This is a genomic window from Streptomyces sp. NPDC048254 (genome assembly GCF_043201895.1).
Classification (GTDB): Bacteria; Actinomycetota; Actinomycetes; order Streptomycetales; family Streptomycetaceae; genus Streptomyces.
The window spans coordinates 1,030,033-1,052,647 of the sequence record NZ_JBICZJ010000001.1 but is presented as its reverse complement, the minus strand read 5'-3'; the positions used below and the strand labels follow the sequence as shown (position 1 = coordinate 1,052,647).

The following is a 22,615-nucleotide window of genomic DNA, read 5'->3' as shown; positions in this document are numbered from 1 at the left end:
TGTGATTGCCCGCCTGCAGGCCGATTGCGCCCGATTGCGCATGTAGACCGGGGGCTTGCGGCGGATTGCCTATGTGAGGTCCAGGGAGGCCCGCGCGCGGCCGATCAGACGGCGTGCCGCGGGTCCGTGCTCGGCGGACTCGGCGAGCCAATCCCAGGCCCGTTCGTACAGCTCAATGTCCTCGTCGCCATTGAGCCACAGTTCCTCACTGATGGTCTCAACGATGACCAGCCGCCGGTCATAGATCCAGAACGCGTGCGGGGCAGTGCGCCGCAACTGCGCCCCGAACGGCAGGATGCCGACCTCGATGCGCCGCTGCCCGACGAGGTTGTACAGCCGGTCGAGTTGCTCGGCCATCACGTCAGCAGGGCATGACCGGTGGTAGAGCGCGGCCTCGCACACCAGGAACCGGAACGTCTTCTCCGGGTCGTACAGCGCGTTCTGGCGGCGCATCCGGGCCTCGACCGCGGCCTCGGTCGTCGAAGGGATCCCGCGGAACGCGGCGTTCGTCTCGAACAGGACCCGCGCGTACTCCGGGGTCTGGAACAGGCCCGGCACGCGGACGACTTCTAGGCCGCGGATCATCGTGGTGTTGTCGGTCTGCCGGACGGCGATCTCTTGGCGCGCCCGGTGTCCGCCGGCCAGCTGCCGCCGCCAGGACCGGTGCTGCTGTTTCATGTCCAGGGCGGCGAGCAGCCCGTGCAGTTCGGCCTCGACGTCGGGTCGGCCGATGGCCTGGGTCCAGGCAGTGAGGTCGTCGCGGGTGGGGGTCTGCTTGCCGTTCTGCAGGCGGCTGACCTTCGAGGTCTGCCAGCCGAGTTCGGCGGCGACGGCCCTGCCTTCCAGTCCTGCCTCGACGCGCAGTTCGCGCAGGCGCGCGCCGAGGGCTTCGCGGGCGGTCTGGAAGTCGGTGCTCACACGGTGGAACGTACCCGTTCGGCGAACTCTCGCGTAGGCACAGCGCGATGCCATGCAGCGTCCCGGGCCTGGCAGGCGGCGAGGACTTCGGCGGGGTCCTCGGTGACGTACACGCCGAGGGTGGCGTTGTTCTCGTCGAACGCGAACCGGGCCACGATCCGGCTGTCGAAGACCCAGAAGTCGAAGTCGGGCAGCCGCAGCTGCTCGGCGTGGCTGCGGGTGAGGTTGCGGATGTCTTCGCCGGCGGCCACGGCTCCCTGGCCCGTCGCGAGCAGGAACCGCTGTCCCTCGGTCATCGGCTCGTCGACCAGCCGGACCCGCTCGAATCGCTTCCCTGCCTCGGTCTGGGCACGGACGTTGGCATGCCAGGCGCTGTCCGGGTTGAAGCCGAACGACTCGCCCGCCTGGAACTTCGGCCAGTTGGGGCTCTTCAGGTCGGAGGCGTAGCCGCGGCGGGTCTCCAGCCGCCAGGCCGTGTGCCGGAACTCGCGGAACAGGTGGGTGATGGAGGCGAATGGCTGGAGCTCGGGGGCAGCGGCCTGGGGCGCGTAGCGGGCCAGCAGGCTGCGCGGGACCCGTACAAAGCTCTCGGACGGCTTGACGTCCCGCAGCTGCGCGAGGTGCTCGGGGGTGGTCTCGCGGTCGCCCTGGACGAGGATCTCGTCGGTGCCCTCGATCTCGTAGAGGGTGGGGCAGTCGCCTTCCTCGCTGGTCGTGCCAAGGAGCCTGAGCGTCATGTCGCCTCCGTCGCCTGGTGGTCGGGTGTTCAGGATGCGCGGGATGGCCCGGGATCGCTTGAGGATTGCCGCAGATTGCCCGCTGACGGTCGGACGGCGCGGTTGCGCGCAATCCGGTGTCGGGCAACAGAAAGCCCCCAGGCGGTCCATTACGGCCTGCGCTGGGGGCTCTTCTCGCCTACGCCTTCGGGACCGTCCACTCCTTCGGGTCATCCAATCCCGACGGCGCGTAGAGCACAGACGCAGGCCTCTTGCCCCCGGGACCGGGAACACGAGCTTGCCTCGCGCGCACTTGCCTGCCGTAATCGTGACTTGGACAGGGAACTCGGGCTTCGGGAAGTCGCCGTACATACTGCTCGACGGGTCAATCCGGCTGCCGTCGTTGTAGTAGAGCGTCCAGCTCGAGGTGTCGTCCGTGTACGAGCCCTTCGTTGAGCACACCTTCAGGTCTGCGTATGCCCACACGTAGCCCGACTGGCCGGCCTCTTCGCTGGCGCTGCCTACGGAGCTGATGCCCTGTTTGTAACCGAGCACGGTGGCTGACCCTTCGAAGGGATCAGTGGTGTCGGAGCTCTCGAACTCCCACGGGTCGCCGAAGGTGTACGTCTTGGACGAGGACGTGTCGGCGGAAGCGCCTTCGTCTCCAGGCGTGGCCGTGACGGTCTGAGTGACGGTGACTCGGATCGCCTTGGGCTCGCTGCTGCTGCCGCAGGCAGTGGCGGTCGCGCCGAGCAGTAGAACGGCGGCTACGGTGGTGGTGCGGGCGCGCATGGTCCCCCCTGGACGTGCGTGTGGAGGTGGGCATCATGCCCCGCGCAGGGGCGGGAGTGTGGGCGGTGTGTCCGTGTTGTGACGCTGCACGAGTGAACCCCACACCGCATAAGGGATGCGGTTGGTTGGTCTTTGACCTGCTGGTTTTCTCGGCGATGGCACGTGCTTGGCACGGCTCTCGTGGCCCGGCTGGAGCGTCCCGGCAACAGCCGGCCACGGGTGAGGGCCTCGCTTCCCGATGCCCTCGTGTGTGATTCGAAGCCGTTGGCTGAGCGGATGGGCGCAGATGCGGGGCACCGGGGGACCACCGCTACCGTGCTCTCATGAACTGGGGGAGACGCGCCAAGCTGGGGCGCTCTGGCTGTGGCCATCATGGCGGCTGTTATAAGCGGCATTGCCCTGAAGCACAGCAAGGAATCTGCGGAGGCCGCCAAGCAATCTGCGGAGGCGGCAGCCCGCTCGGCGGCGGCGGATGAGGCTGTGCTCGCTGAGATGCAGCGCGAGGCGGTAGAGAGGCGGGATGCCGAAGCGGAAGCTGCGCGGCCGAAGCCGGACCTGAAGGTGGAGCCCGCAGTCGCGGGGCCGGAGATGGGAATACGAAGGCCCCCGGGCCGGTACATCCTGCGGAACGCTGGCACAGGGCCCGCAATAAATGTGACCACGGTTCAAGCCGGAGAACCGGGCCAGTGTCGAAACGCTCCTTACGGCGTCACTCTGGAACCTGGGGAGGGACACGAGTTCCACGTCATGAGGGCTATGGGGCTCCCTCCGTTGAACGCGATCCATGTGAAGTGGGACGGGCAAGACCAGCCCGTGGCGCTGCCCGTGCCGCAGTAAGCCGCCTGTGTGGCGAAACAGTTCGGCATCTCGACATGTAATGCCGGACTCAGCCGTGTTTGTCGGCATGCCACATGCGAAGTCTCACCGCATTCCGTCGCTGTGTGTGCTGCCACGCGTTGTGGGCGCGACGGGCATGAAGAGTCCCCTGCGCGGTCGGGAGAACCATGCAGAGGGTCACCGCTACTGGCGGTCAAGGTAGGCCTGGACGGGCGGGTACAGGCCGCGCGGCACGTACCAGGGGATCTCGTCGCGGGCCGCCCAAGCCATGGCGGAGACCTCCCGCGGCGATGCGGCGTGCGCAGCGCCATCAAGGATCGCGCAAGCCACGTAGGCGATGCGTCGGCCGGTGTCAGGGTGCACACGCCCGCCGAGCTCTTCAACGGCTTCCACGGTCAGCCCGGTCTCTTCGAGAGTTTCCCGCGCCGCCGCTTGCTCTGCGGTCTCGCCTGGTTCGACGACGCCGCCGGGGAGCGCCCACACGAGGCCTCCCTCGGCGACGCTGCGGCGGATCAGAAGAAGGCGGCCCTCTTCGACGATTACGGCCATAGCCTCGACTGGATCCTCGCCCATCACCCTGATCTACCCGGTCTCGACGCCAGGGTCACAGATGCCCTTCGGAAGTCGGGGAGGGAGGCAGGGCGGGGAGGCGCATAGGGAGAACTCCCTCAGGCGACTCGGCCGGAGGCTACGGGACCGTGGCGTCCGGGGCCGTCGTCCAGTGATCGAGGTAGCCGTGTTCCTGCCCGCAGAGATTCCACGGCGGTTGCAGAACCGTGCCGTCCTTGCAGACGGCGGTGGACCCCTGTTTCGACGCGGGATCGTCAGGGCCGACGGCGATCGTGTAGACGAAGCTGATGACCAGCACGACACCGAAGAGCGCGAGGCCCACAAACTTCAGCCCCACGATGACCTTGATGACGGTCTCCATGGCTCATTTTCCCGTTCAACGGGTGCCGGCGTCACGGGTTCGACGCCAGGCGTTGTGCATGCTTCGTCCGAGGCGCAGCCGGAGCCGTTTTCCGTGGCAGCGCGGGAATGTCCGCGGCTTCCCGAACCGTTTCATTGGGTGATCTGGGGGCCCGACGCCCTGGGACAGGACACGGCGATGGCTTCAGAAGGCGGCGAACCCTCCAGGCATCCTGCCGCCGGCACTTGAGTCAAGCTCACGAGCGGCCGACCGGGCGTCGTCCATCAGATGCCGTTCATTGGTGGCTCCGATCGGGTTGACTCCCGTGGCCTCCAAAGCGTCTGCGAGGTCTCGCAGCAGGCGCGCCAGACGCTTCGGGTCTTCGGCGTACGTCATTCCGGGCCCCTCCCTTGGGTGTGAGCATTCGGTCTATCACGCGCCGTCCACCGGTTCGTCAGGACCATCGATGCCCAGGGCTGGCCCCGGACGCACGAAAGCGGCCTCGCCCTCCCGAAGGAGAGCAGGGCCGCGGTCATCGCATGAGGAAGTGGGCGAGCACTCCGGCACCCGCGCCGAGGACGGCGGCGTTACCGGCCGCACGCCAGATGGTGTGCTCCAGCGTGCGGAGGCGGGACTCGTGGTCGGCGACGTCCTTGCCGGTGGTGCGGTGTGGTCAGACCTTGCAGAAGTTGAGGCCCTTGAGCGCCTCGTTGATCTGTTTGCCCTGCGCCTCGGTGGTCGTGACGTCCTTGTAGGTGAAGCGCTGGGAAGCGGCCCAGTCAGCCTTGTCGCTGTCGAGTGCGCTGCACTGGTTACGCGCGGCGTCGATGGCCTTGTCCTCGTACTTCACGATGCCCTGGTTAGCCGCGGCAAGGGCGCGTAGGAGTTCGACACGCATGACCGCAGTCGGCTCGGGCGGGATGCCGACGGCCTTCTCGGCGGCGCTGATGTCGGCGCTGGGCTTGCTGCGCGCGCTGGTCTTCGGCTCGGCAGCGTCGATCTTGCTGTCGCTGCTACAGCCGACGAGGGTGATGGCGAGCGCGGCCGTGATGGCAGCGATGGTGATGCGGGCTCTCATGGTTCCCCCCAGAGGTGTTCGGGTGCTGTGCGAACTCTAGGCGCCGTCGCGCGGGGTACAGGGAGGTACGTCGGTCGCATGAACGATGCAGAAAGCCCCCGTCCTCGACAGCCGAGGCGGGGGCCACTTGGTGCAGGAGGTTGCGGTCAGAACCCGCGTGGCACCTCACGGTTGAGGTGCGCGGCGATCGGCACGGGCTGCCGAGTCCTGAAAGGTACAGCGGCCGTCTCACACATCTCTCACAGTCCATGCGGACGGGGGCGGAAGAACCGCCCCTGAGCCGTCATCCCAACGGCCCTCACGGACCGTATGGACACCCCGGACGGCGGTTAGGGTGGCAGACGTGTCGTACACAGGCCCGGAATTCGGTTCCCAGCAGCAGCGGCGCTCCCGGCGGGCGCCCATGACCGTCGCTCTCGCCGCGCTCGTGCCCGGTGCGCTGCTCGGTTGGGTGGTGTTCGAGGGAGTGGGCAAGCCCGGCGGGAGTGGTGGCGGGGACGCGGACGCGGCGACGCCCAGGTCGGCGCCCGTGTCGCCCGGCGATGACGCCAAGGTGCCCAGCCCCAGTGCGGCTCCCCCGCTGAAGGGCAAGGTCGTCGTCATCGACCCGGGGCACAACCCGGGGAACTTCCAGCACACGTCCGAGATCAACCAGAAGGTGGATATCGGGACGAACTGGAAGGAGTGCGACACGACGGGAACCTCCACCAACGCCGGTTACTCGGAGGCGCGGTTCACGCTCGACGTCGCGCACCGGCTCCGGACGCTGCTGGAGGAGCAGGGCGCCACGGTGAAACTGACCCATGACGGGGACCGTCCCGTCTGGGGACCGTGCGTGGACCAGCGGGCGAAGATCGGGAACGACACGCACGCCGACGCGGCCATCTCCATCCACGCCGACGGGGCGCCCGAGGGCGACCGCGGCTTCCACGTCATCCTGCCCGCGTCCGTGCACTCCGGCAGCGCCGACACCCGCCCGATCGTCGGCCCCTCGCGCACCCTGGGCGAGCGCATCGAGAGCGACTTCGCGAAGGCGACCGGCAGTTCCCCGTCCAACTACGTCGGCGACGGCACCGGTCTCGACGTACGCAAGGATCTCGGCGGTCTCAATCTGTCGACGGTTCCCAAGGTGTTCATCGAGTGCGGCAACATGCGCGACAGCAAGGACGCGGCGCTGGTGACCAGCGGGGCCTGGCGGCAGAAGGCGGCGCAGGGCATCTCGGACGGCATCGCGGACTTCCTCCGTAAATAGGCGACCGCCGCGGGTAACGGAATCGTGAGTTTCCTGCGCGGAGTAGACATCGGCGGGCAGGACCGGGCGGACAGCCTGATCGACCGGACGATAGTGTCCTTCCTACCTACCGTGAGAGGCCACGTGCGACGCCTCCTCCGCCGACGAGACGACCTGCGAAGGACCCGAAGTGAATATCCGCTCCCTCACTAGAGGCGACGGCGTGCTGATCGGAGCAGCGGTGTTGCTCTTCATCGCGTCGTTCCTCAACACGTTCGACAAGTCCGGCCCGAACGCCTGGGACAACCTCGGCCTGGTGATGAGCATGTACGTCGGCGGGATCGCCGGCGCGGTCCTGATCGTCCTCGCCCGCGCGCTTCCGCAGCCGCTGAAGTTCGTCGGTCTCGACCTGGGCCAGATCGGCGTCGGGCTCACGGTGTTCGCCCTGTGGACCGCGCTCTGGTCGACCATCGACCCGCTGGGCGCGTTCGACGACCTCAACACCGTCGACATCGGCGCCGGTTCCGGTCTGATCCTCGGCCTGCTCGCGACGCTGGTCGCGGCCGCGGCCGCGATCGCCACCCCGCTGGTCCCGGCCCTCCAGGCGGCCCTGGTCCCGGCCCCCAAGCCGCCGGCCCCGCAGCCCTACGGCGCCCAGCCCCCCGGCGGCTACGGCTACCCCGGTGCCGCCCCGCAGCCCGGCCAGCCGTACGGCGCCCAGCCGCAGGCCGGTCAGCCGTTCGGCCAGCAGCAGCCCCCGGCCGCCGCGCACCAGCAGCCGGCCACCCCCGCACCCGACTTCTCGCCGTTCTGGTTCGCCGTCCCGGTGGCCCGGCCGCTGTTCGCGGAGGACGGCTCGACCGCGCCGATCGCCGAACTGGCTCCCGGCACCTGGTACTTGGCCGTCGAGCAGCGCGGCGGCGCCCTGGTGGCACAGACGCAGGACGGCCGCCGCGGCGTGCTGCAGGACACCTCCGGGATCCAGCGCGGCTGACCCCCCGAAGACCACCCACGGCCCCTCGCCCTTCCGGGCGGGGGGCCGTTGTCGTACAGTCGTCCCCCGATCGTCTGACGCATCGTCAGGAGGCTCGCATGCGGCTCGGGTTGGCGCTCGGATACTGGGGGCGGGGGCCCTCCCCGGAGCATGTGCCGCTGGCGCGGGAGGCGGAGCGGCTCGGGTACCACTCGGTGTGGACGGCGGAGTCCTGGGGCTCGGACGCCTTCACCCCGCTCACCTGGATCGCCGCGCAGACGACAACCATCAGGCTGGGTACGGCCGTTGCCCAGATGGCGGCCCGCTCGCCGACCACCACCGCGATGCACGCGCTGACCCTGGACCACCTGTCGGGGGGCCGGGTGATGCTGGGGCTCGGCCTGTCCGGGCCGCAGGTCGTGGAGGGCTGGTACGGCCGCCCGTTCCCGACGTCGCCGCTGACCGCGACCAGGGAGTACGTGGACGTCGTACGGCAGGTGCTGCGCCGGGAGGGTCCGGTCGAGTCGGCGGGGCGGTTCCACTCCCATCCGTACCGGGGTCCTGACGCCACCGGTCTCGGCAAGCCGCTGAAGCCGATCACCCACCCGCTCCGGGCCGACCTGCCGATCCTGCTGGGCGCCGAGGGGCCGAAGAACGTCGCCCAGACGGTCCGGATCGCCGACGGCTGGCTGCCGCTGTACTGGGCGCCGAGCCGGCCCGAGGTGTACGGGCCCGCACTGGCGGACCTGCCGGAGGGCTTCCTGGTCGCCCCCATGGCCCAGGTGAAGGTCTGCGACGACGTGGCCGCCGGGCTGCTGCCCGTGAAGGCCATGCTCGGCTTCTACATCGGCGGGATGGGCCACGCGGCCCGCAACTTCCACGCCGACCTCATGGCGCGCATGGGGTACGAGGAGGAGGCGCGGCGGATCCAGGAACTGTTCCTGTCCGGGCGGCGCGAGGAGGCCGTGCTGGCGGTGCCGGACGCGTTCGCCGACGAGATCTCGCTGGTCGGCCCGCGCGAACGCATCGCCGAGCGGCTGGAGTCGTGGCGCGAGGGCCCGGTGACCGACCTGCTGGCCCTGGCCCCCGACCCGCACACCCTGCGGGTGCTCGCGGAGCTCAACTCCTAGCCGGCCGACCAGGATTCAACGGCAGACGGCGAGCGGGTCCACGGTCAGCTCCCGGGCCCGGCGGTTCCGGCTGCGCACCTTGCCCGGGCAGCGGGCTTGGAACCCGACGCCGTCGGAGTACTCCTCGTCCTGGAACTCCTCGCGGACCTCGGAGACCGAGCAGGTCACCCTGACATGGGCGGGCTCGGTGGAAGGGCGAGCAGGACGCGGCGGGGGAAACGGCGCCGGGGTCTTCGGCCGAGGCCGAGCCGGGGCTCGTCGGCGGTGACGGGTCTGGAGTCGGACACCTGCGCTCCTGCCTCTCCGGGGCAGGATCATCGGGGACCGCCTCGAACGGTCTCCGCCGGAAGCGTCAACTCCGGCCGAACACCGGGCGAACGAGCCGAACACCGGGCGTACGGCACTCAGACGCTCCGGCGCCGTTCCCGAACCGCGTTTCTCAGTGGGTGAGTTGAGACGTCGAAGGCACCTGGTTGGTGACCGGGGCGCCGGCGCTCTTCCCCGCGTCCTTCACGTTGTTGATGACGTCGTTGAACGAACTGGCCGCGTTCCCGTCGCCCTTGCGAAGCTTGGACGGCAGGTCCTTCAGCGCGTCGATGCCGGACGAGAGCGGGGCGACGGCCTTGGACAGCAGCGGATCACCCTGGGCGTTCCGCTTGGCGGCCTGCAGCCGGTTGTAGGCGAAGGTGCCCGCGAGACCGGCCTTGATCAGGGCGAAGGTGCGGCCGTGGGCGCCTTTCTTGAACTTGCCGGCCTTCCAGGGTTTCACGATCCACTGGTAGGTCGCGCCGGCCGCGAGTGACGCGTTCGCGACGAACCGGGTCTTCGCGAACTTCTGTTTCTCGGCGGACGTACTCGGACTGGGCGTGTCGGCCACGGGTACCGCGGCCATGCCGGTGTCGGTGGACTTGCTCTGAGTGCTGCTGCATGCGGTCACGCCGGCGACGAGTGCGCAGCAGAGGGTCAGCGCGACGACCAGGCGCCGTATCGGTACGGGCACGGGGTCCTCCCGTGTGTCTCGATGTCCTCCCCGAGCGGTTGCTTCCTCCGGCAGCGTCACCCAGACGGCGGCACCTCGCCACTCGGGGGAACCCGGTTCGGGTTTCAAGGACCGATCGACGGCAACCCGAAGGGCATGTCCCCTCGATATCGTCACAATCAGGCAGGCACGGTCGTCGCGGTCATCGCCGACATCATGGCCCTCATACTGGGCCTCTGGATAATGATGTACCTGCTGGACGCGAACCGGGCGAACAGCCTGGTCCAGTTCGTCCACAACGCGGCCGCCTGGCTGGCCGGCTGGTCACGCGACCTGTTCACCTTCGACGAGGCATGGGCGAGGGTGGTGGCGGGATACGGCCTCGCCGCGGTCGTCTACCTGTTCATCGGCCACGCGATCGCCAACCGGATGCAGCGGCACTGAGAACGCCGGTCAGGGCGGCGCCCCCGCCCCCTCAGGCGCAGCAGTCCACCTCGAGCCCGGCAGGAAGCTGCGCGCCCCCGAACACCGCACACGTGGCGTCATGCCCCCCGAGCGCGGCCACGGCCAGCAACAGCGACCCCGCCGTCCACGTGGTCAGCTCCCGCGGCCAGATCGCGTCGTCCTCGAAGACGTATCCGGTCCAGTACAGCCCCGACTCCGCGTCCCGCAGGTGCTGGATGGACTGCAGGATCTCCAACGCCCGGTCGGACTCGCCCACCGCCCACAGCGCGAGGGCGAGTTCGGCCGACTCCCCGCCCGTCACCCACGGATTGGGTACGACACACCGCACCCCGAACCCGGGTACGACGAACCGCTCCCAGTCCTTCTCGATCCGCGCGCCCGCCTCCGCACCCGTCAACGCCCCGCCCAGCACCGGGTAGTACCAGTCCATCGAGTACCGGTCCTTGTCCAGGAACCGCTCCGGGTGGCGCCGTATCGCGTGCCGCAGCGCGCCCACCGCCAACTCCCAGTCCGGCTGCGGCTCTTCCCGCTGCTCGGCGATGGCGAGCGCGCAGCGCAGCGCGTGGTGGACCGACGAACTCCCGGTCAGCAGCGCGTCGTCGGCGGCCGTCCCGTCGTCCTCGCGGCGCCAGCCGATCTCGCCGCCGGGCTGCTGCAACCGCAGCACCCACTCGACGGCCGCGTAGACGGCGGGCCACATCCGGTCGAGGAAGGTGTCGTCGCCGGTGGAGAGGTAGTGGTGCCAGACGCCTACGGCGATGTAGGCGACGAAGTTGGACTCGCGGGCCCGGTCGGTGACGTCGTCGTAGGCGCCGTCGGCGTAGGCCGCGTACCAGGAGCCGTCCTCGTTCTGGTGCCGGGCCAGCCAGATGTAGGCCCGCTCGGCGGCCGCGTGCTCCCCGGCCGCGTCCAGCGCCATCGCGGCCTCGGTGTGGTCCCAGGGGTCGAGGTGGTGCCCCCGGAACCAGGGGATCGCACCGTCCTCCCGCTGTACGGCGAGGATGCCACGGACGGTCGCGGCAGCCTGCCCGGCGGTGAGGACCCCGGGCAGGACGAGGTGTTCTGTCCGGGGGGTGGTCACTTGGCGGCCACCTCGGTGTCCGCGGGGGCGTCGGTCCCGGCGCCGGTCCCGGCCTCGGTCCGGGGCAGGTGCGGCTTGGTGGCGTAGACGACGAAGCTCTTGCCCATGACCGGGTTCAGCGCCTGCTCGGCGACGCGCGTGGCCAGCGGCTTCTTCATGATGTCCCAGACGAGCAGCTTGTGGTACGCCCGTACCGGCAGCGCCTTGTCGTTGTCGACGCCGAACGCGCACTTCAGCCACCAGTACGGCGAGTGCAGCGCGTGCGCGTGGTGGCTGCCGTACGGCCGCAGACCGGCTTCCTTGATCTTCCCGACCAGCTCGTCGGCCTTGTAGATGCGGATGTGCCCGCCCTCGACCTCGTGATAGGCGTCGGAGAGGGTCCAGCAGACCTTCTCGGGGCCGTAGCGCGGCACGGTGACGGCTATCCGCCCGCCGGGCCTGAGCACGCGCACCATCTCGGCGAGCACGCCCTTGTCGTCGGGGATGTGCTCCATGACCTCGGAGATGATGACGACGTCGAAGGACTCGTCGGGGAAGGGGAGCGCCAGCGCGTCGCCCTCCATGGCGGTGGCGGTCGCGCCCGCCGGGGCCTCGCCGGCCTCCTCCATCGCCGCGAACCACTTGGCGACCTCGCGGATCTCCTCACCGTTCTGGTCGAGGGCCACGACCTGGGCGCCGCGCCGGTAGCACTCGAAGGCGTGGCGTCCGGCCCCGCAGCCGAGGTCCAGGACGCGGTCCCCCGGGGCGAGCGGGAACCGGGAGAAGTCGACGGTCAGCACGTAGCCCTGCCTTCGGAATTGACAACCTCTGAAGAGACAAAGTCCGGGGAGACGACCTCTGGGGCCTCCGGCACCACGGGGCGTTCGACGGCCGTGGTCACGGGGCGGGCGGCCGCCGGGGTGCCGGGGTCATCGGCCGCCGTGGCCGCGGGGCGGTCGGCAGCCGCGGTCCCAGGACGAACAACCGCCGTGGTCGCCGGGCGGCCGACAGCCATGGTCGCCGGGCGGGCAGCCGCAGCAGTCACCGGGCGCGGCCCGGTTCGGTTCGGTGCGGCGGCGATCGCCTCGCGGTAGCGGGCCACCGTGCCCTCCGCGGCGCGCGCCCAGGTGAAGTGCCGTAGCACCCGCTCACGGCCGGCCCGGCCCAGCCGTACCCGCAGCTCCGGGTCGCCGAGGAGGCGGCGCAGTCCGGCGGCCAGCGCGTCGGCGTCGCCCGGCGGCACGGCCAGGCAGGTCTCCCCGTCCCGTCCGGCGACCTCGGGAATCGCGCCGCCCGTCGTGGCGAGCAGCGGGGTGCCGGTCGCCATGGCCTCGGCGGCGGGCAGGGAGAAGCCCTCGTAGAGCGACGGCACGCACGCGACCTCGGCCGAACGGACCAGGTCGACGAGTTCGGCGTCGGAGATGCCCTTCACGAACTCGACGGCGCCGTCCAGGCCGTAACGTTCCACCGCCTGCGCGACGGGCCCCTCGGTGGGCCGCTTGCCGACGACGACGAGGTGGGCGGCGGGGTGTTCGGTCCGTACCTTGGCGAGGGCCTCGGCCAGGAAGACCAGCCCCTTCAGGGGTACGTCCGCGCTGGAGGTGGTGACGATCCGGCCGGGCACCTGCGGTACGGCGGGATTCGGCGCGAAGAGGTCGGTGTCGGCGCCGATGTGGACGACGTGCACGCGGTCCTCGCGGACGCCGAGATGGTCGACGATCTCCTGACGGGAGGTGCCGGAGACGGTGAGCACGGAGGGCAGCCGGCGGGCGACCCGCTTCTGCATCCGGGTGAAGGCGTACCAGCGGCGTACCGAGTACCGCCGCTTCCACCCCTCGGCCGCGTCCAGCTCCAACTGCCGGTCGACGGTGATGGGGTGGTGGATGGTGGTGACGAGGGGGGCGCCGACGTCCCCCAACAGGCCGTATCCCAGCGTCTGGTTGTCGTGGACGACGTCGAACTCCCCGGCACGGGCGCGCAGATGGCGGCGGGCGCGGAGCGAGAAGGTCAGCGGTTCGGGGAAGCCGCCGGTCCACATGGTGGCCACTTCGAGCGCGTCGACCCAGTCCCGGTACTCGTCCCGCCCGGGCGTCCGGAAGGGGTCCGGGGAGCGGTACAGATCGAGGCTGGGCAGCTCGGTGAGGCTGAGCGCGGGGTAGCCCTCGTCGAGGACGGGGTACGGCTGCGAGCCGATCACCTCGACACGGTGACCGAGGCGGGCCAGTTCGCGGGAGAGGTGCCGTACGTAGACGCCCTGGCCGCCGCAGAACGGGTTCCCTTTATAGGTGAGGAGCGCGATGTCGAGCGGTCGCTCTCCCCCACGCTCGGCTGCGCTCGCGCGGGAGGGGCCCCCACCGGCGGCGGGTTCCTGGTCGGCACCCGTCCGCCTGGCCTCAGCGGTCACTCTGGGCCCCCTTCTCCCTGCACTTTCCCGCGAGGTTACGCCGGGACGCTAATCTAGAACAAGTTTCAGACTTGATCGTTCAAGAGCCTCTGAATCTACCGGCAGGTAGGGGCGGAGTGAGCAGTGGATCAGGTGATTCGCGCCACGACGCGACCCCTGCCATGCTGTCTGATCACTCGCCCTGAGCACTGCCCTCACCGACTGTCACGGACGGGACCCATGCCTGCGGAAGCCAAGGTGGACATCGGCGCCAGATCGGCCACCCCGCCGCTCACCGAGCGGCAGGAGGCCCGGCGCCGCCGGATCCTGCACGCGAGCGCCCAGCTGGCCAGCCGGGGCGGTTTCGACGCGGTGCAGATGCGCGAGGTGGCCGAGTCCTCCCAGGTGGCGCTGGGCACGCTCTACCGGTACTTCCCGTCCAAGGTCCATCTGCTGGTCGCGACCATGCAGGACCAGCTGGAGCACATGCACGGCACGCTGCGCAAGAAGCCGCCGGCGGGCGAGACGGCGTCCGAGCGGGTCGCCGAGACCCTGATGCGGGCCTTCCGGGCACTGCAGCGCGAGCCACATCTGGCCGACGCGATGGTCCGGGCCCTGACCTTCGCCGACCGCAGCGTCTCGCCCGAGGTGGACCAGGTCTCCCGGCAGACGACGGCGATCATCCTGGACGCGATGGGCCTGACCGACCCGACCCCCGCCCAGCTCTCCGCCGTCCGCGTCATCGAGCACACCTGGCACTCGGCCCTGATCACCTGGCTCTCGGGCCGCGCCTCCATCGCCCAGGTGAAGATCGACATCGAGACGGTGTGCCGGCTGATCGACCTGACGGAGCCGGGCGGGAAGCCACAGGACAAGCCGTAGGGCATGCGAAGACCTACGAGACGGGTTCCCTTCGCCGGCATGGTCCGGATCAGGTGATGGGGGTCGCCGTCCGGCCCAACTGCTGCCTTTCGACCTCTCAGCCCGACCGTCGACGTCGGCACCGGCGGATGCGTATGCATCTGCGTCACGCCTGAGTCGGCTACTCCGCTCGGACTCCCTCACTCGCCTCGTAGGCTGATACCAGCATAGAACGCATGGAGGGGAATAGAACACCCCAATGGTGGATTTTTTCTACTTTTCCTGATACGGGCGCATGCGCGAGCGTCTCCGGGCCGCCGGCCCAGCCCTCCGGGTCGCTAGCCCACCGTCTCCAGCCCGCTCCAGCTCCGCCCGATCGCGGTTTCCCCCGCCCAGCGCTCCAGCAGCAGCCGGGCCTCTTCCTCCGGGGCCGCCAGGGACACCCGCTGGGCCCCCGCGTGGACCTTGCGCGACTGTTCGTGGGTGCCCTCGCTGCAACAGGCGCAGAGCACCTCCAGGCTGCTCGCGGGTTCCGCGCCGAACTCGTGCTCGACGAAGAGGGCGATCAGCGCGTCCAGGTCGGCGGCCTCGCCGGCGTTCACCGTCACCTCCAGGGTCGGCAGCCCGGACGCCCGGAGGAGGAGCAGCTCGTCGAAGACGGGGAACTCGCGGCCGTCGACCACCCGGCGCCCCGTGGGCTCGCCGTCGTGCACGACGACCTCCCCGAACCGCCGCCCCGCCGTCACCGGCACGTTCATCACCCGCCCCCGCGTGGGACACCACCGGTCGATCCACACGACCTCGCGCTCGCCGCCGGTGTCCAGCCGCACGCAGGCCGCCCCGAACCGCCCGTCGATCTCCCCCTCCCCCGCCGGGAGTTCGATGCCGAAGCCGGCCCAGGCGTCCCGGGCGGTGGCCCAGTCGCCCTGGATGGTGGCCGCGATGCCGAGGTTCCAGAACGCCGGGTCGCCCTCACCGCGCGGAGCGCGGGCGGCTGCCTCGCGGCCCAGCTCGCAGGCCTTGGCCCAGTTGCGCAGGAACTTGTGGGCGAGCGCCGCGTCGTACCACCACACCGCGCTCCGCTCCTCGTCCGGGAACCGCGCGAGAACCCGCTCGAAGAGCCCGGCGGCGGTCAGCCACTCCTCGGCCTCCCAGGCCTCGTAGGCCTCCTTGATCAGGCCCTCGGCCTCGGACTTGCGCACGTTCCCCACCCTGATCGGCCCACCGGACGGCAGGAGCGTATCCCAGGCCACCGACAGACCACGCCGGGCCGGGGGCGGGCCGTCGGCGGCCGGGGTCGAGCCGTCGGCGGGTCGGCGCCGAGCCGGCGGATCAGTCGCCGGGGTGAAAAGTCTCTGGCGGGACTCGGCGCCTGATCAGAGAATCTCCCCCATGGCACTCATCCACCACACCACCCTCAAGCCCACCAAGGTCGAGCTCCTGGCCGACTGGCTCCCCACCCGTCCCTGGTACCACGGACCCGCCGCACCGGAGTTGGTGAAGGCCGGCGGGTTCCGGCTCGACGACCCGGAGGGCGAGGTGGGGATCGAGTTCATGGTCGCCACCGAGGGCACGGACGCGTATCTCGTACCGCTCACCTATCGCGCCGCCCCGCTCGACGGCGCCGAGCACGCTCTCATCGGCACCATGGAGCACGGTGTGCTCGGTACGCGCTGGGCCTATGACGGCTGCCACGACCCCGTGCTGACGGCCGAGTTGGGCGCCCTGATCGAGGGGCGTGCCGCGGCGCAGGCACAGAGCATCACCGACACCCCGGACCGGGAGGTCGCCCGCGGATACACCGGCGCGGGCCCGCTCCCCGGCATCGGCGCCCCCGTCGACACCGACGAGAGCACCGAGTTCGCCGTTGCGGACGACGGCCTGGTCCTGCGGCTACGGCGGGTACTGACCCCCGGCTCGCTGCCGCCCGCCGACGCGGCCGGGCATGTCACCGGAGCCTGGCAGCAACCGGACGGCACGCGCGTCAGGGCACTGTTCGCCGCCCTTCAGCCCCGCTAGGCCCTGTCGTCAAATTCCCGTCGTCCGCCCGGAGGGCGGGCCCCGCGGCGTCAGGTGCGTGCTCTTGGCGTGCCGGGCCCTGAGCCTCGTACTGGACGTACTTGGGTCAGGGCCCGGTGCGGCGAGAGTGCATGCATGGCGTCGCGGGGCAGATGGGAATTTGACGACAGGGCCTAGCCTCGGGCGGAAGCTAGTCCTCGGGCGGGAAGACGGGTTCCCCGCTGCCCAGCAGAGTGATCGTGATCGCCTCCACCGGGCAGTTCTCGGCCGCGTCGAGGATCCTGCCGTTGGCGTCCGTCTCCGGGTCCACGGGGTGGGACTGCATGGCGGAGTCGAGGCGGAAGGCCCCGGTGGCGCGGTTGACGCACTGGGCCGAGCCGATGCAGATCGAACGGTCGACCTCGACGTGCCAGCGGTCCCCCATGGCCTCTCACGCCTCCCAGCCGGCCGGGAGGTGGATCATCTTGTGTTCGAGGAACTCGCTGTACCCCTCGGGCCCGAACTCCCGCCCCAGACCCGAGTTCTTGTAGCCGCCGAACGGCCCGAGCATGTCCAGGCTGAAGGTGTTGACGGAGTAGGTGCCGGTACGGACCTGACGCGCGACCTCGATGCCGTGCTCCACGTCCGCCGTCCACACGCTTCCGCTCAGCCCGTAGTCCGAGTCGTTCGCGATCTTCAGGGCCTCGGACTCGTCGCCGTAGGGGAGGAGGCAGATCACCGGACCGAAGATCTCCTCGCGGGCTATCCGCATGGAGTTGTCGACGTCGCCGAAGAGGGTGGGCTCGACGTACCAGCCCTTCTCCAGGCCCGCCGGACGGCCGCCGCCCGTGAGGATCTTCGCGCCTTCCTCCTGGCCGATGCGGATGTAGTCCAGGTTCCGCTGCTGCTGGCGGCGGGCGACGAGGGGGCCCACCTGGGTGGCCGGGTCCAGCGGGTCGCCGACCTTCAGGGCGCTCGCCGCGGCCGCGAGGGCGTCGGCGAACTCGTCGTAGCGGGAGCGCGGGACGAGGATGCGGGTCTGCGCGACGCACGCCTGGCCGTTGTTCATCCAGGCCGCGGGGACGATCCCGGCGACGGAGACCGCCACGTCGGCGTCCGGCAGCACGACCGCGGCCGACTTGCCGCCCAGCTCCAGGGTCACCCGGGTGAGGTTCTTCGCGGCCACCTCCATCACCCGCTTGCCGGCCGCGACCGAGCCGGTGAAGGAGACCTTGTCGACGCCCGGATGCGAGACGAGATACTCGCTCACCTCGCGGTCCGCCGGGAGGATGGACAGGACGCCGTCCGGCAGCCCGGCCTCCTTGGTGATCTCGCCGAGTATGTAGGCGTCCAGCGGCGACTCCGGGGACGGCTTGAGCACGACCGTGCAGCCGGTGAGCAGCGCGGGGGCGAGCTTGGCGGCGGCCACGAACTGCGGCACGTTCCAGGGCACGACGGCCGCCACGACCCCGACCGGCTCCCGCCGCACCAGGATCTTCCCCAGCACCCCGTCGCGCGTCTCCTCGTACGTGAAGTCGCGTGCCACCCTGATCGCCGAGTCCCACACCATCATCGCGCCGAGCGCCTGCGCGAGCACGCTCCACGAGTACGGCGAACCGTTCTCGGAGGAGATCACCCGCGCGATCTCCTCATGCCGTACGGCGATCGCGTCCTTGATCCGAGTGACGACCTCGACCCGCTCCGCAAGGCTCATCCGCGGCCAGGGCCCCTCGTCGAAGGCGCGCCGCGCGACCCCGACCGCCCGGTCCACGTCCTCCCGCGAGGCATGCGGCACCCGCCCGAACACCTCCTCGGTGTGCGGCGAGACCACCTCGATGACGTCCTTGCCCAGAGGATCGGTCAACTCCCCGCCGATGAACAGCTGTCCGTGTTCCAGGAACTCGGTCATGGCGCCCCGCCACCCTTCCTGACGATGTTTCAGAACTGATACCAGTTCTAGTTATAGTGAGCAATGGCCGTGCGGCGGTGCGGGGGCGGAGGGCGACGAATGGCGAGCAGTCAGGGCGAGCACGACGGGTCGGACGAGCCGGCGGGGCGGGCGGAGGTGGCCGTGCACGATCACGGTGGGGGTGTGCGGTCCGTCGAGGTTCCCATTCCGGACAATCCCCTTGGCCACACGCTGGTGTACGTCGTCGACACCGATCGTGGGCCGGTGCTGGTCGACACCGGGTGGGACGATCCCGGGTCCTGGGACGTTCTGGTGGCGGGGCTGGCGGCGTGCGGTACGGGTGTCGGTGAGGTGTACGGGGTCGTCATCACCCACCATCACCCCGATCATCACGGTCTGTCGGGGCGGGTACGGGAGGCCTCCGGGGCCTGGCTTGCCATGCACGCCGCCGACGCGGCCATCGTGCGACGGGCCCGGGAGACCCGGCCCGAGCGGTGGTTCACCTACATGGCGGCGAAGCTGACGGCCGCCGGTGCGCCCGAGGAGCATGTGGCGCCGCTGCGGGGCGGACCCCGTCGGCGCAACTCTCCGCCGGGCCTGTCCCCCGCTCTTCCCGATCGCGAGATCCTTCCCGGCGAGCTGCTCGACCTGCCCGGCCGGCGGCTGCGTGCCGTCTGGACTCCGGGGCACACGCCCGGGCATGTCTGCCTGCATCTGGAGGGGGAGTATCCGAGTCAACTGCCGGGGCGTGGGCGGCTGTTCTCCGGTGATCATCTGCTTCCCGAGATCACGCCGCACATCGGTCTCTACGAGGATCCCGACGACGCGACCGTCACCGACCCCCTCGGTGACTACCTCGACTCCCTGGAACGCATCGGCCGGCTCGCCCCCGCCCAGGTCCTCCCGGCCCACCAGTACACCTTCACCGACGCACCGGCACGGGTACGGGAGCTCCTGACCCACCACGAGGAACGTCTCACCGCGCTCCTCGCCCTGCTCCGACAGCCCCTCACCCTGTGGGAGTTGGCCGTGCGGATGGAGTGGAACCGGCCCTGGGAGCAGATCCCCTACGGATCGCGGAACATCGCCGTCTCGGAGGCGGAGGCGCACCTGCGGCGCCTGGTGAAACAGGGCCTCGTGGAACCGGTGGCGGGGAGCGAGCCGGTGACGTACGTGGCGGTGTAGCGGAGTCGTGAGGCGGCCGCCCGCTCCACGCCTAGTTGACGGCGTGGCCGACGGTGGCACTCTCGGACGTGATGAGCATCTCCGCCAGGTCGGCGAGGGTGGCGAGTTGGCGCGCGTTCATCTGCGGTGCACGGGCGGCCAGCCGGACCAGGCCGCTCTCGCGCAGCCGGGACAGCGGGTCGGCCTGCGCCTCCAGCCCCTGCAGTACCGGCTGGAGCGCCTCGTACAACGCCTCGGGCTCGTCGGCGGTGAAGAAACCGGGCGGCAGTCCGAAGAACCGCCTCAGCCGGTCGGTGTGTTCGAGGCCCGGCATGCCGCTCTTGCGCCATTCGCTCAGCCACTGCCTGCTGGTGCCGGCGATCGCCGCGAGCTCGCCCAGCGAGTACCGCTTGCCGTCGGGCCGGCGCCGGTTCTCGCGGATGAAGTCCAGCCGCTGCCGCACCCGTTCGGCGAGCCCCGCCTCGGGCGCGGTCCCGCCTGCGAGCAGTTCGGCGACGGTCCCGACGGGGACCCCGGTGCGGTACGACAGGTCGGCCACGTCCAGCACCTCGGACAGCCGTCCGGGCCGTCCGGTCAGTTCCCCGAGCCGTGCCAGTACGCCGGCCAGCGGGGCATGGGCGTCACTCACCAAGGTCCCCCTGGAAACACGTCGTTGACTGGGCGTCAGCCGAGCAGTCGGTCGGCCGAGCAGACGCGAGGTTATCCAATTCCTCGCCCCGCTCACCAGACATGACAAGGGTCACTGCGGAATGGGGCAGCAATCGTTGACATATGACGGTACGGCAGAAAGGATCGGGAACGATCACGTCACCAGGCCACGGTCGAACCGACCCGCTTCGGGTGCCGCCCATGGGGGAGCGGCATCCGGGGCGACCAGCCGCCCGCCTCCTCCCGGAAGGTGAGGCGCACCGATGTCGCAGCCCATCCTGCTCCTCGGCGCCGGCCGCCGGCGCGCGTACGACGAGTTCGTGCTGACGCGCCTCGCCGCGGCCCGCCCCGTGGTGCTGGTGGACGCCGCGCCGCCCGCCTGGGCCCACCCGTGCCTGGCCGGCCACCTCGCGGCGGACCCCGGCAAGGACGGGGCGACGGCGTCGGCGGTGGTGCGGTTCGCGGCCCGGCACCGGGTCCGCGGGGTGCTGGCCCACTCGGCCGAGTACGCGGTCGCCGCCGCCAGGATCGCCGGGCAGTTGGGGCTCCCCGGCCCCTCCCTCGCCGCGGCCGCCGCCTGCGCCGACCCGGCCGCGCTGCGGGCCTCGCTCGTCGCCGGCGCGGCCCCCGTCGACGACCCGGGCACGCCCAGGGTCAGCGCCGAGACCGTCGTCCTGGACGGCGAGATCCGCATCGTCGCCATCACCCGTACGACCCTGGGCCCGGCGCCTGCCCGGCAGCCGCTCCGGCACACCGTGCACGCCCACGACGGCCTGCTGCACAACCGTTTCCTGCGCCTGGCCGTCGACCGCACCGTGCACGCCCTCGGCCTCACCCGGGGTGTGCTGCACATCGGGTTGCGGCTCACCGACCGCGGCCCCCGGGTCACCGACGTCACCCCGTGCCTCCCGGGCGACCTGATCCCGCTCCTCGTCAGACGCGCCACCGGCGTCGACCTCGCGCAGGCCGCCGCCGCGCTGGCCACCGGCGAGGTGCCGGACACCACGCCCACCCTGCAGCGGGCGGCCGCGATCCGGTTCGCGTACCCGGCCGCCACCGGCCGCCTCGACCACCTGACCCTCTCCCCCGACGCGGCCCAGGAGCCCGGCGCCGAACGCATGATCCTCACCCAGGACGCCGGCCGCCAGGTCACCGCCGGGCCGCACGCGACCGTCGACGACCGGCTGGCGCTGTGGGTGGCCGTCGGCGAGGATCCCGCCGGCTGCGACGACGCCCTGCGCCGGATGGGCCGCCACCTGTCCGCGGGCATCGCCCCGATCGTGACAGCGGCCTGAACGCTTCGCCGCCCAGGCCGTGATGTACGGCCGCCGGTCGGCGGCGACACCGTCGTGGCCGGTCGGCGGCCGTCATTCGGCCCCGGCGCCATCGTGGCCGGTCGGCGGCCCTCGTTCGCCCCCGGCACCGCCGCTCGACACCCCTCGCTCAGCCACAGCACCATCGCCGCCGGCCGGCGACCGCCGTTCGGCCCCGGCACCGTCCTGACCAGTCGCGTCTCGCGGCGGAGCCGCACACCGATGCGGCCCCGCGCCCCACCGAGCCGCCACCGGATCGCAGCCGAGGTCAGCCCGCGGTCCGGTCACATCAGGGTCCGTATCAACCTCTCCGCCGCGCCAAGCAGTTCGACCTCCCGGCGGCTCATCGTCGGATTGGCCGCCCGTCGTCGCAGGGCCTCCGCCAACCCCTCCTCGGTCAGTTCGCCCGGATCGGCGAGCAGGGCCGCGAGCAGATCGCGGGCCACCGGCAGATCGCCCACCGCGACCTGGGCGAGGATCACCGCGGACATGGCCCAGTCGAGGCCGGGCGGCCCGTCCTCGGCGTTGGTCCAGTCGATGACCCGAGGCCCGTCGGGCGTCAGCATCACGTTGTCGGGATGCAGGTCGAGGTGGAGGACACGGGAGCCGGGCTCGGCCGGGTCCCGTCCGGGCACCGCGTGCAGCCGCCGCAGCAGCGAAGCGAGCAGCGCACCGCCCTCCGCCGCTCCCATCTCTCCCGCGAGCAGCGCCGCCAGCATGGTCGGCCCGGACAGCCGTTCCATCACCAGGTCGGTACGGGACCCGGAGGCCCGCACCCGGGGCACCGGGTACCCGTGCTCCCGCACGTACGTCATCACCGCGCCCTCGGCGGCCGCGTCCCCCCAGCCGTCCCGGTCCCGGCGCAGCACCCACGCCTCGTCGATCTCGTACACGTCGGCCGAACGCCCCGAACCGAGCAGTCTCCCCGTCATGGCATGACCATAACCAGCCACTACGACCCACAGCCGCCCCTCAGCTTCGATTCGGCGGCCGGTAAGGTAGCCGGGTCGTCATCACCCGTACGGGGGAAAGCCGGTGCAAACCCGGCGCCGCTCCTTCCTCGGTTCCCGGCTTCGCCCGAACCGGGGGACACCCCTGCCCGCGAACCGTCGCACCGACGGTGAGCCGGACCGCCCCGCGCGGGACGTTGATCGGCTCATGTGCGCCGGCACCCGTCGGCGCACGGCACCGTCGAGGTTCACGGAGCCGAGCCGCCGGGGTGTCCCGTG

The 22,615-nt window shown here is 70.9% G+C and carries 24 protein-coding genes and 1 riboswitch; of the genes, 8 read left to right on the top strand and 16 right to left on the bottom strand.

Translation table 11 applies throughout. The annotated features are described in order from the left end of the window. Positions 1-69 precede the first annotated feature (69 nt). From ACGFZQ_RS04780 to ACGFZQ_RS04755, 6 genes are all read right to left on the bottom strand, one after another. Entirely contained in the window at positions 70-918 is an 849-nt protein-coding gene (locus tag ACGFZQ_RS04780) for a helix-turn-helix domain-containing protein (RefSeq protein WP_393839153.1), read from the bottom strand. After that, entirely contained in the window at positions 915-1,655 is a 741-nt protein-coding gene (locus ACGFZQ_RS04775) for a DUF6879 family protein (RefSeq protein ID WP_393839152.1), read from the bottom strand. The genes ACGFZQ_RS04780 and ACGFZQ_RS04775 overlap by 4 nt, the downstream gene beginning before the upstream one ends. Before the next feature lie 1,791 nt (positions 1,656-3,446). After that, positions 3,447-3,812, bottom strand: a complete 366-nt coding sequence (locus tag ACGFZQ_RS04770; protein WP_393839151.1) for an NUDIX hydrolase — start codon at positions 3,810-3,812, stop codon at positions 3,447-3,449. A 139-nt stretch (positions 3,813-3,951) separates the two neighbouring features. After that, positions 3,952-4,194 (bottom strand): hypothetical protein, encoded by a 243-nt coding sequence (locus tag ACGFZQ_RS04765; protein WP_393839150.1) that lies wholly within the window; start codon positions 4,192-4,194, stop codon positions 3,952-3,954. Between the two features lie 183 nt (positions 4,195-4,377). After that, positions 4,378-4,569 carry a hypothetical protein gene (locus tag ACGFZQ_RS04760; RefSeq protein WP_393839149.1) on the bottom strand — a complete coding sequence of 64 codons (192 nt, stop codon included), beginning with the start codon at positions 4,567-4,569 and terminating at the stop codon, positions 4,378-4,380. 277 nt (positions 4,570-4,846) lie between these two features. Further along, on the bottom strand, positions 4,847-5,251 hold the full coding sequence (locus ACGFZQ_RS04755; protein WP_393839148.1) for a hypothetical protein: 405 nt from the start codon (positions 5,249-5,251) through the stop codon (positions 4,847-4,849). A gap of 343 nt (positions 5,252-5,594) precedes the next feature. On the opposite strand from ACGFZQ_RS04755, the gene ACGFZQ_RS04750 reads away from it, so the two are divergent. From ACGFZQ_RS04750 to ACGFZQ_RS04740, 3 genes are all read left to right on the top strand, one after another. Next, positions 5,595-6,503, top strand: a complete 909-nt coding sequence (locus tag ACGFZQ_RS04750; protein ID WP_393839147.1) for an N-acetylmuramoyl-L-alanine amidase — start codon at positions 5,595-5,597, stop codon at positions 6,501-6,503. 169 nt (positions 6,504-6,672) lie between these two features. Further along, a complete protein-coding gene (locus tag ACGFZQ_RS04745) occupies positions 6,673-7,476 on the top strand; it encodes a hypothetical protein (RefSeq protein WP_393839146.1) in 804 nt (267 codons plus the stop codon). A gap of 98 nt (positions 7,477-7,574) precedes the next feature. After that, on the top strand, positions 7,575-8,585 hold the full coding sequence (locus ACGFZQ_RS04740; protein ID WP_393839145.1) for an LLM class F420-dependent oxidoreductase: 1,011 nt from the start codon (positions 7,575-7,577) through the stop codon (positions 8,583-8,585). A 15-nt stretch (positions 8,586-8,600) separates the two neighbouring features. Here ACGFZQ_RS04740 and ACGFZQ_RS04735 read toward each other — a convergent pair whose 3' ends face one another. Both ACGFZQ_RS04735 and ACGFZQ_RS04730 read right to left on the bottom strand, forming a co-directional pair. Then, positions 8,601-8,753: a hypothetical protein gene (locus ACGFZQ_RS04735; RefSeq protein ID WP_393839144.1), complete on the bottom strand. Its 153-nt coding sequence runs from the start codon at positions 8,751-8,753 to the stop codon at positions 8,601-8,603. Positions 8,754-9,024: 271 nt separating this feature from the next. Then, positions 9,025-9,585, bottom strand: coding sequence for a hypothetical protein (locus ACGFZQ_RS04730; RefSeq protein ID WP_351731721.1), 561 nt, complete (start codon positions 9,583-9,585; stop codon positions 9,025-9,027). A 135-nt stretch (positions 9,586-9,720) separates the two neighbouring features. Between ACGFZQ_RS04730 and ACGFZQ_RS04725 the strand changes: the two genes are divergently transcribed. Continuing rightward, positions 9,721-10,008: a hypothetical protein gene (locus ACGFZQ_RS04725; protein WP_351731719.1), complete on the top strand. Its 288-nt coding sequence runs from the start codon at positions 9,721-9,723 to the stop codon at positions 10,006-10,008. A gap of 31 nt (positions 10,009-10,039) precedes the next feature. On the opposite strand, the gene ACGFZQ_RS04720 is transcribed toward ACGFZQ_RS04725, so the two are convergent. The 3 genes from ACGFZQ_RS04720 to ACGFZQ_RS04710 are packed head-to-tail and all read right to left on the bottom strand — an operon-like array spanning position 10,040 to position 13,493. Next, positions 10,040-11,110 (bottom strand): prenyltransferase, encoded by a 1,071-nt coding sequence (locus tag ACGFZQ_RS04720; RefSeq protein ID WP_393839143.1) that lies wholly within the window; start codon positions 11,108-11,110, stop codon positions 10,040-10,042. Further along, complete coding sequence (locus ACGFZQ_RS04715) at positions 11,107-11,889, bottom strand: class I SAM-dependent methyltransferase (RefSeq protein WP_393839142.1); 783 nt, start codon at positions 11,887-11,889, stop codon at positions 11,107-11,109. Before ACGFZQ_RS04715 ends, ACGFZQ_RS04720 begins: the two co-directional genes overlap by 4 nt. Next, positions 11,883-13,493: a glycosyltransferase family 4 protein gene (locus ACGFZQ_RS04710; RefSeq protein WP_393839141.1), complete on the bottom strand. Its 1,611-nt coding sequence runs from the start codon at positions 13,491-13,493 to the stop codon at positions 11,883-11,885. The genes ACGFZQ_RS04715 and ACGFZQ_RS04710 overlap by 7 nt, the downstream gene beginning before the upstream one ends. Before the next feature lie 219 nt (positions 13,494-13,712). Between ACGFZQ_RS04710 and ACGFZQ_RS04705 the strand changes: the two genes are divergently transcribed. Beyond that, positions 13,713-14,354, top strand: a complete 642-nt coding sequence (locus ACGFZQ_RS04705; protein ID WP_351731710.1) for a TetR family transcriptional regulator — start codon at positions 13,713-13,715, stop codon at positions 14,352-14,354. A 9-nt stretch (positions 14,355-14,363) separates the two neighbouring features. Further along, a riboswitch (TPP riboswitch) is annotated at positions 14,364-14,545 on the bottom strand. Positions 14,546-14,671: 126 nt separating this feature from the next. Here ACGFZQ_RS04705 and ACGFZQ_RS04700 read toward each other — a convergent pair. Beyond that, on the bottom strand, positions 14,672-15,535 hold the full coding sequence (locus ACGFZQ_RS04700) for a tetratricopeptide repeat protein (protein ID WP_393839140.1): 864 nt from the start codon (positions 15,533-15,535) through the stop codon (positions 14,672-14,674). A 190-nt stretch (positions 15,536-15,725) separates the two neighbouring features. On the opposite strand from ACGFZQ_RS04700, the gene ACGFZQ_RS04695 reads away from it, so the two are divergent. Then, positions 15,726-16,352 (top strand): 1,4-alpha-glucan branching protein, encoded by a 627-nt coding sequence (locus ACGFZQ_RS04695; RefSeq protein WP_393839139.1) that lies wholly within the window; start codon positions 15,726-15,728, stop codon positions 16,350-16,352. Positions 16,353-16,542: 190 nt separating this feature from the next. Here the strand turns inward: ACGFZQ_RS04695 and ACGFZQ_RS04690 are convergent, their stop codons facing one another. Together ACGFZQ_RS04690 and ACGFZQ_RS04685 are read right to left on the bottom strand one after the other, a co-directional pair. Continuing rightward, the gene (locus ACGFZQ_RS04690) at positions 16,543-16,776 is read right to left on the bottom strand and encodes a ferredoxin (RefSeq protein ID WP_362574436.1); all 234 of its coding nucleotides are present in this window, start codon (positions 16,774-16,776) and stop codon (positions 16,543-16,545) included. A 6-nt stretch (positions 16,777-16,782) separates the two neighbouring features. After that, positions 16,783-18,240, bottom strand: a complete 1,458-nt coding sequence (locus ACGFZQ_RS04685) for an aldehyde dehydrogenase (protein ID WP_393839138.1) — start codon at positions 18,238-18,240, stop codon at positions 16,783-16,785. A gap of 99 nt (positions 18,241-18,339) precedes the next feature. Here ACGFZQ_RS04685 and ACGFZQ_RS04680 point away from each other — a divergent pair, with 99 nt between their 5' ends. Continuing rightward, entirely contained in the window at positions 18,340-19,425 is a 1,086-nt protein-coding gene (locus ACGFZQ_RS04680) for an MBL fold metallo-hydrolase (protein ID WP_393839137.1), read from the top strand. Between the two features lie 31 nt (positions 19,426-19,456). Here ACGFZQ_RS04680 and ACGFZQ_RS04675 read toward each other — a convergent pair whose 3' ends face one another. Continuing rightward, on the bottom strand, positions 19,457-20,053 hold the full coding sequence (locus ACGFZQ_RS04675) for an XRE family transcriptional regulator (protein WP_351731695.1): 597 nt from the start codon (positions 20,051-20,053) through the stop codon (positions 19,457-19,459). A gap of 283 nt (positions 20,054-20,336) precedes the next feature. On the opposite strand from ACGFZQ_RS04675, the gene ACGFZQ_RS04670 reads away from it, so the two are divergent. Further along, positions 20,337-21,368, top strand: a complete 1,032-nt coding sequence (locus ACGFZQ_RS04670; protein WP_393839136.1) for a hypothetical protein — start codon at positions 20,337-20,339, stop codon at positions 21,366-21,368. Between the two features lie 302 nt (positions 21,369-21,670). On the opposite strand, the gene ACGFZQ_RS04665 is transcribed toward ACGFZQ_RS04670, so the two are convergent. Further along, positions 21,671-22,318 (bottom strand): phosphotransferase family protein, encoded by a 648-nt coding sequence (locus tag ACGFZQ_RS04665; protein ID WP_393839135.1) that lies wholly within the window; start codon positions 22,316-22,318, stop codon positions 21,671-21,673. Between the last annotated feature and the right edge of the window lie 297 nt (positions 22,319-22,615).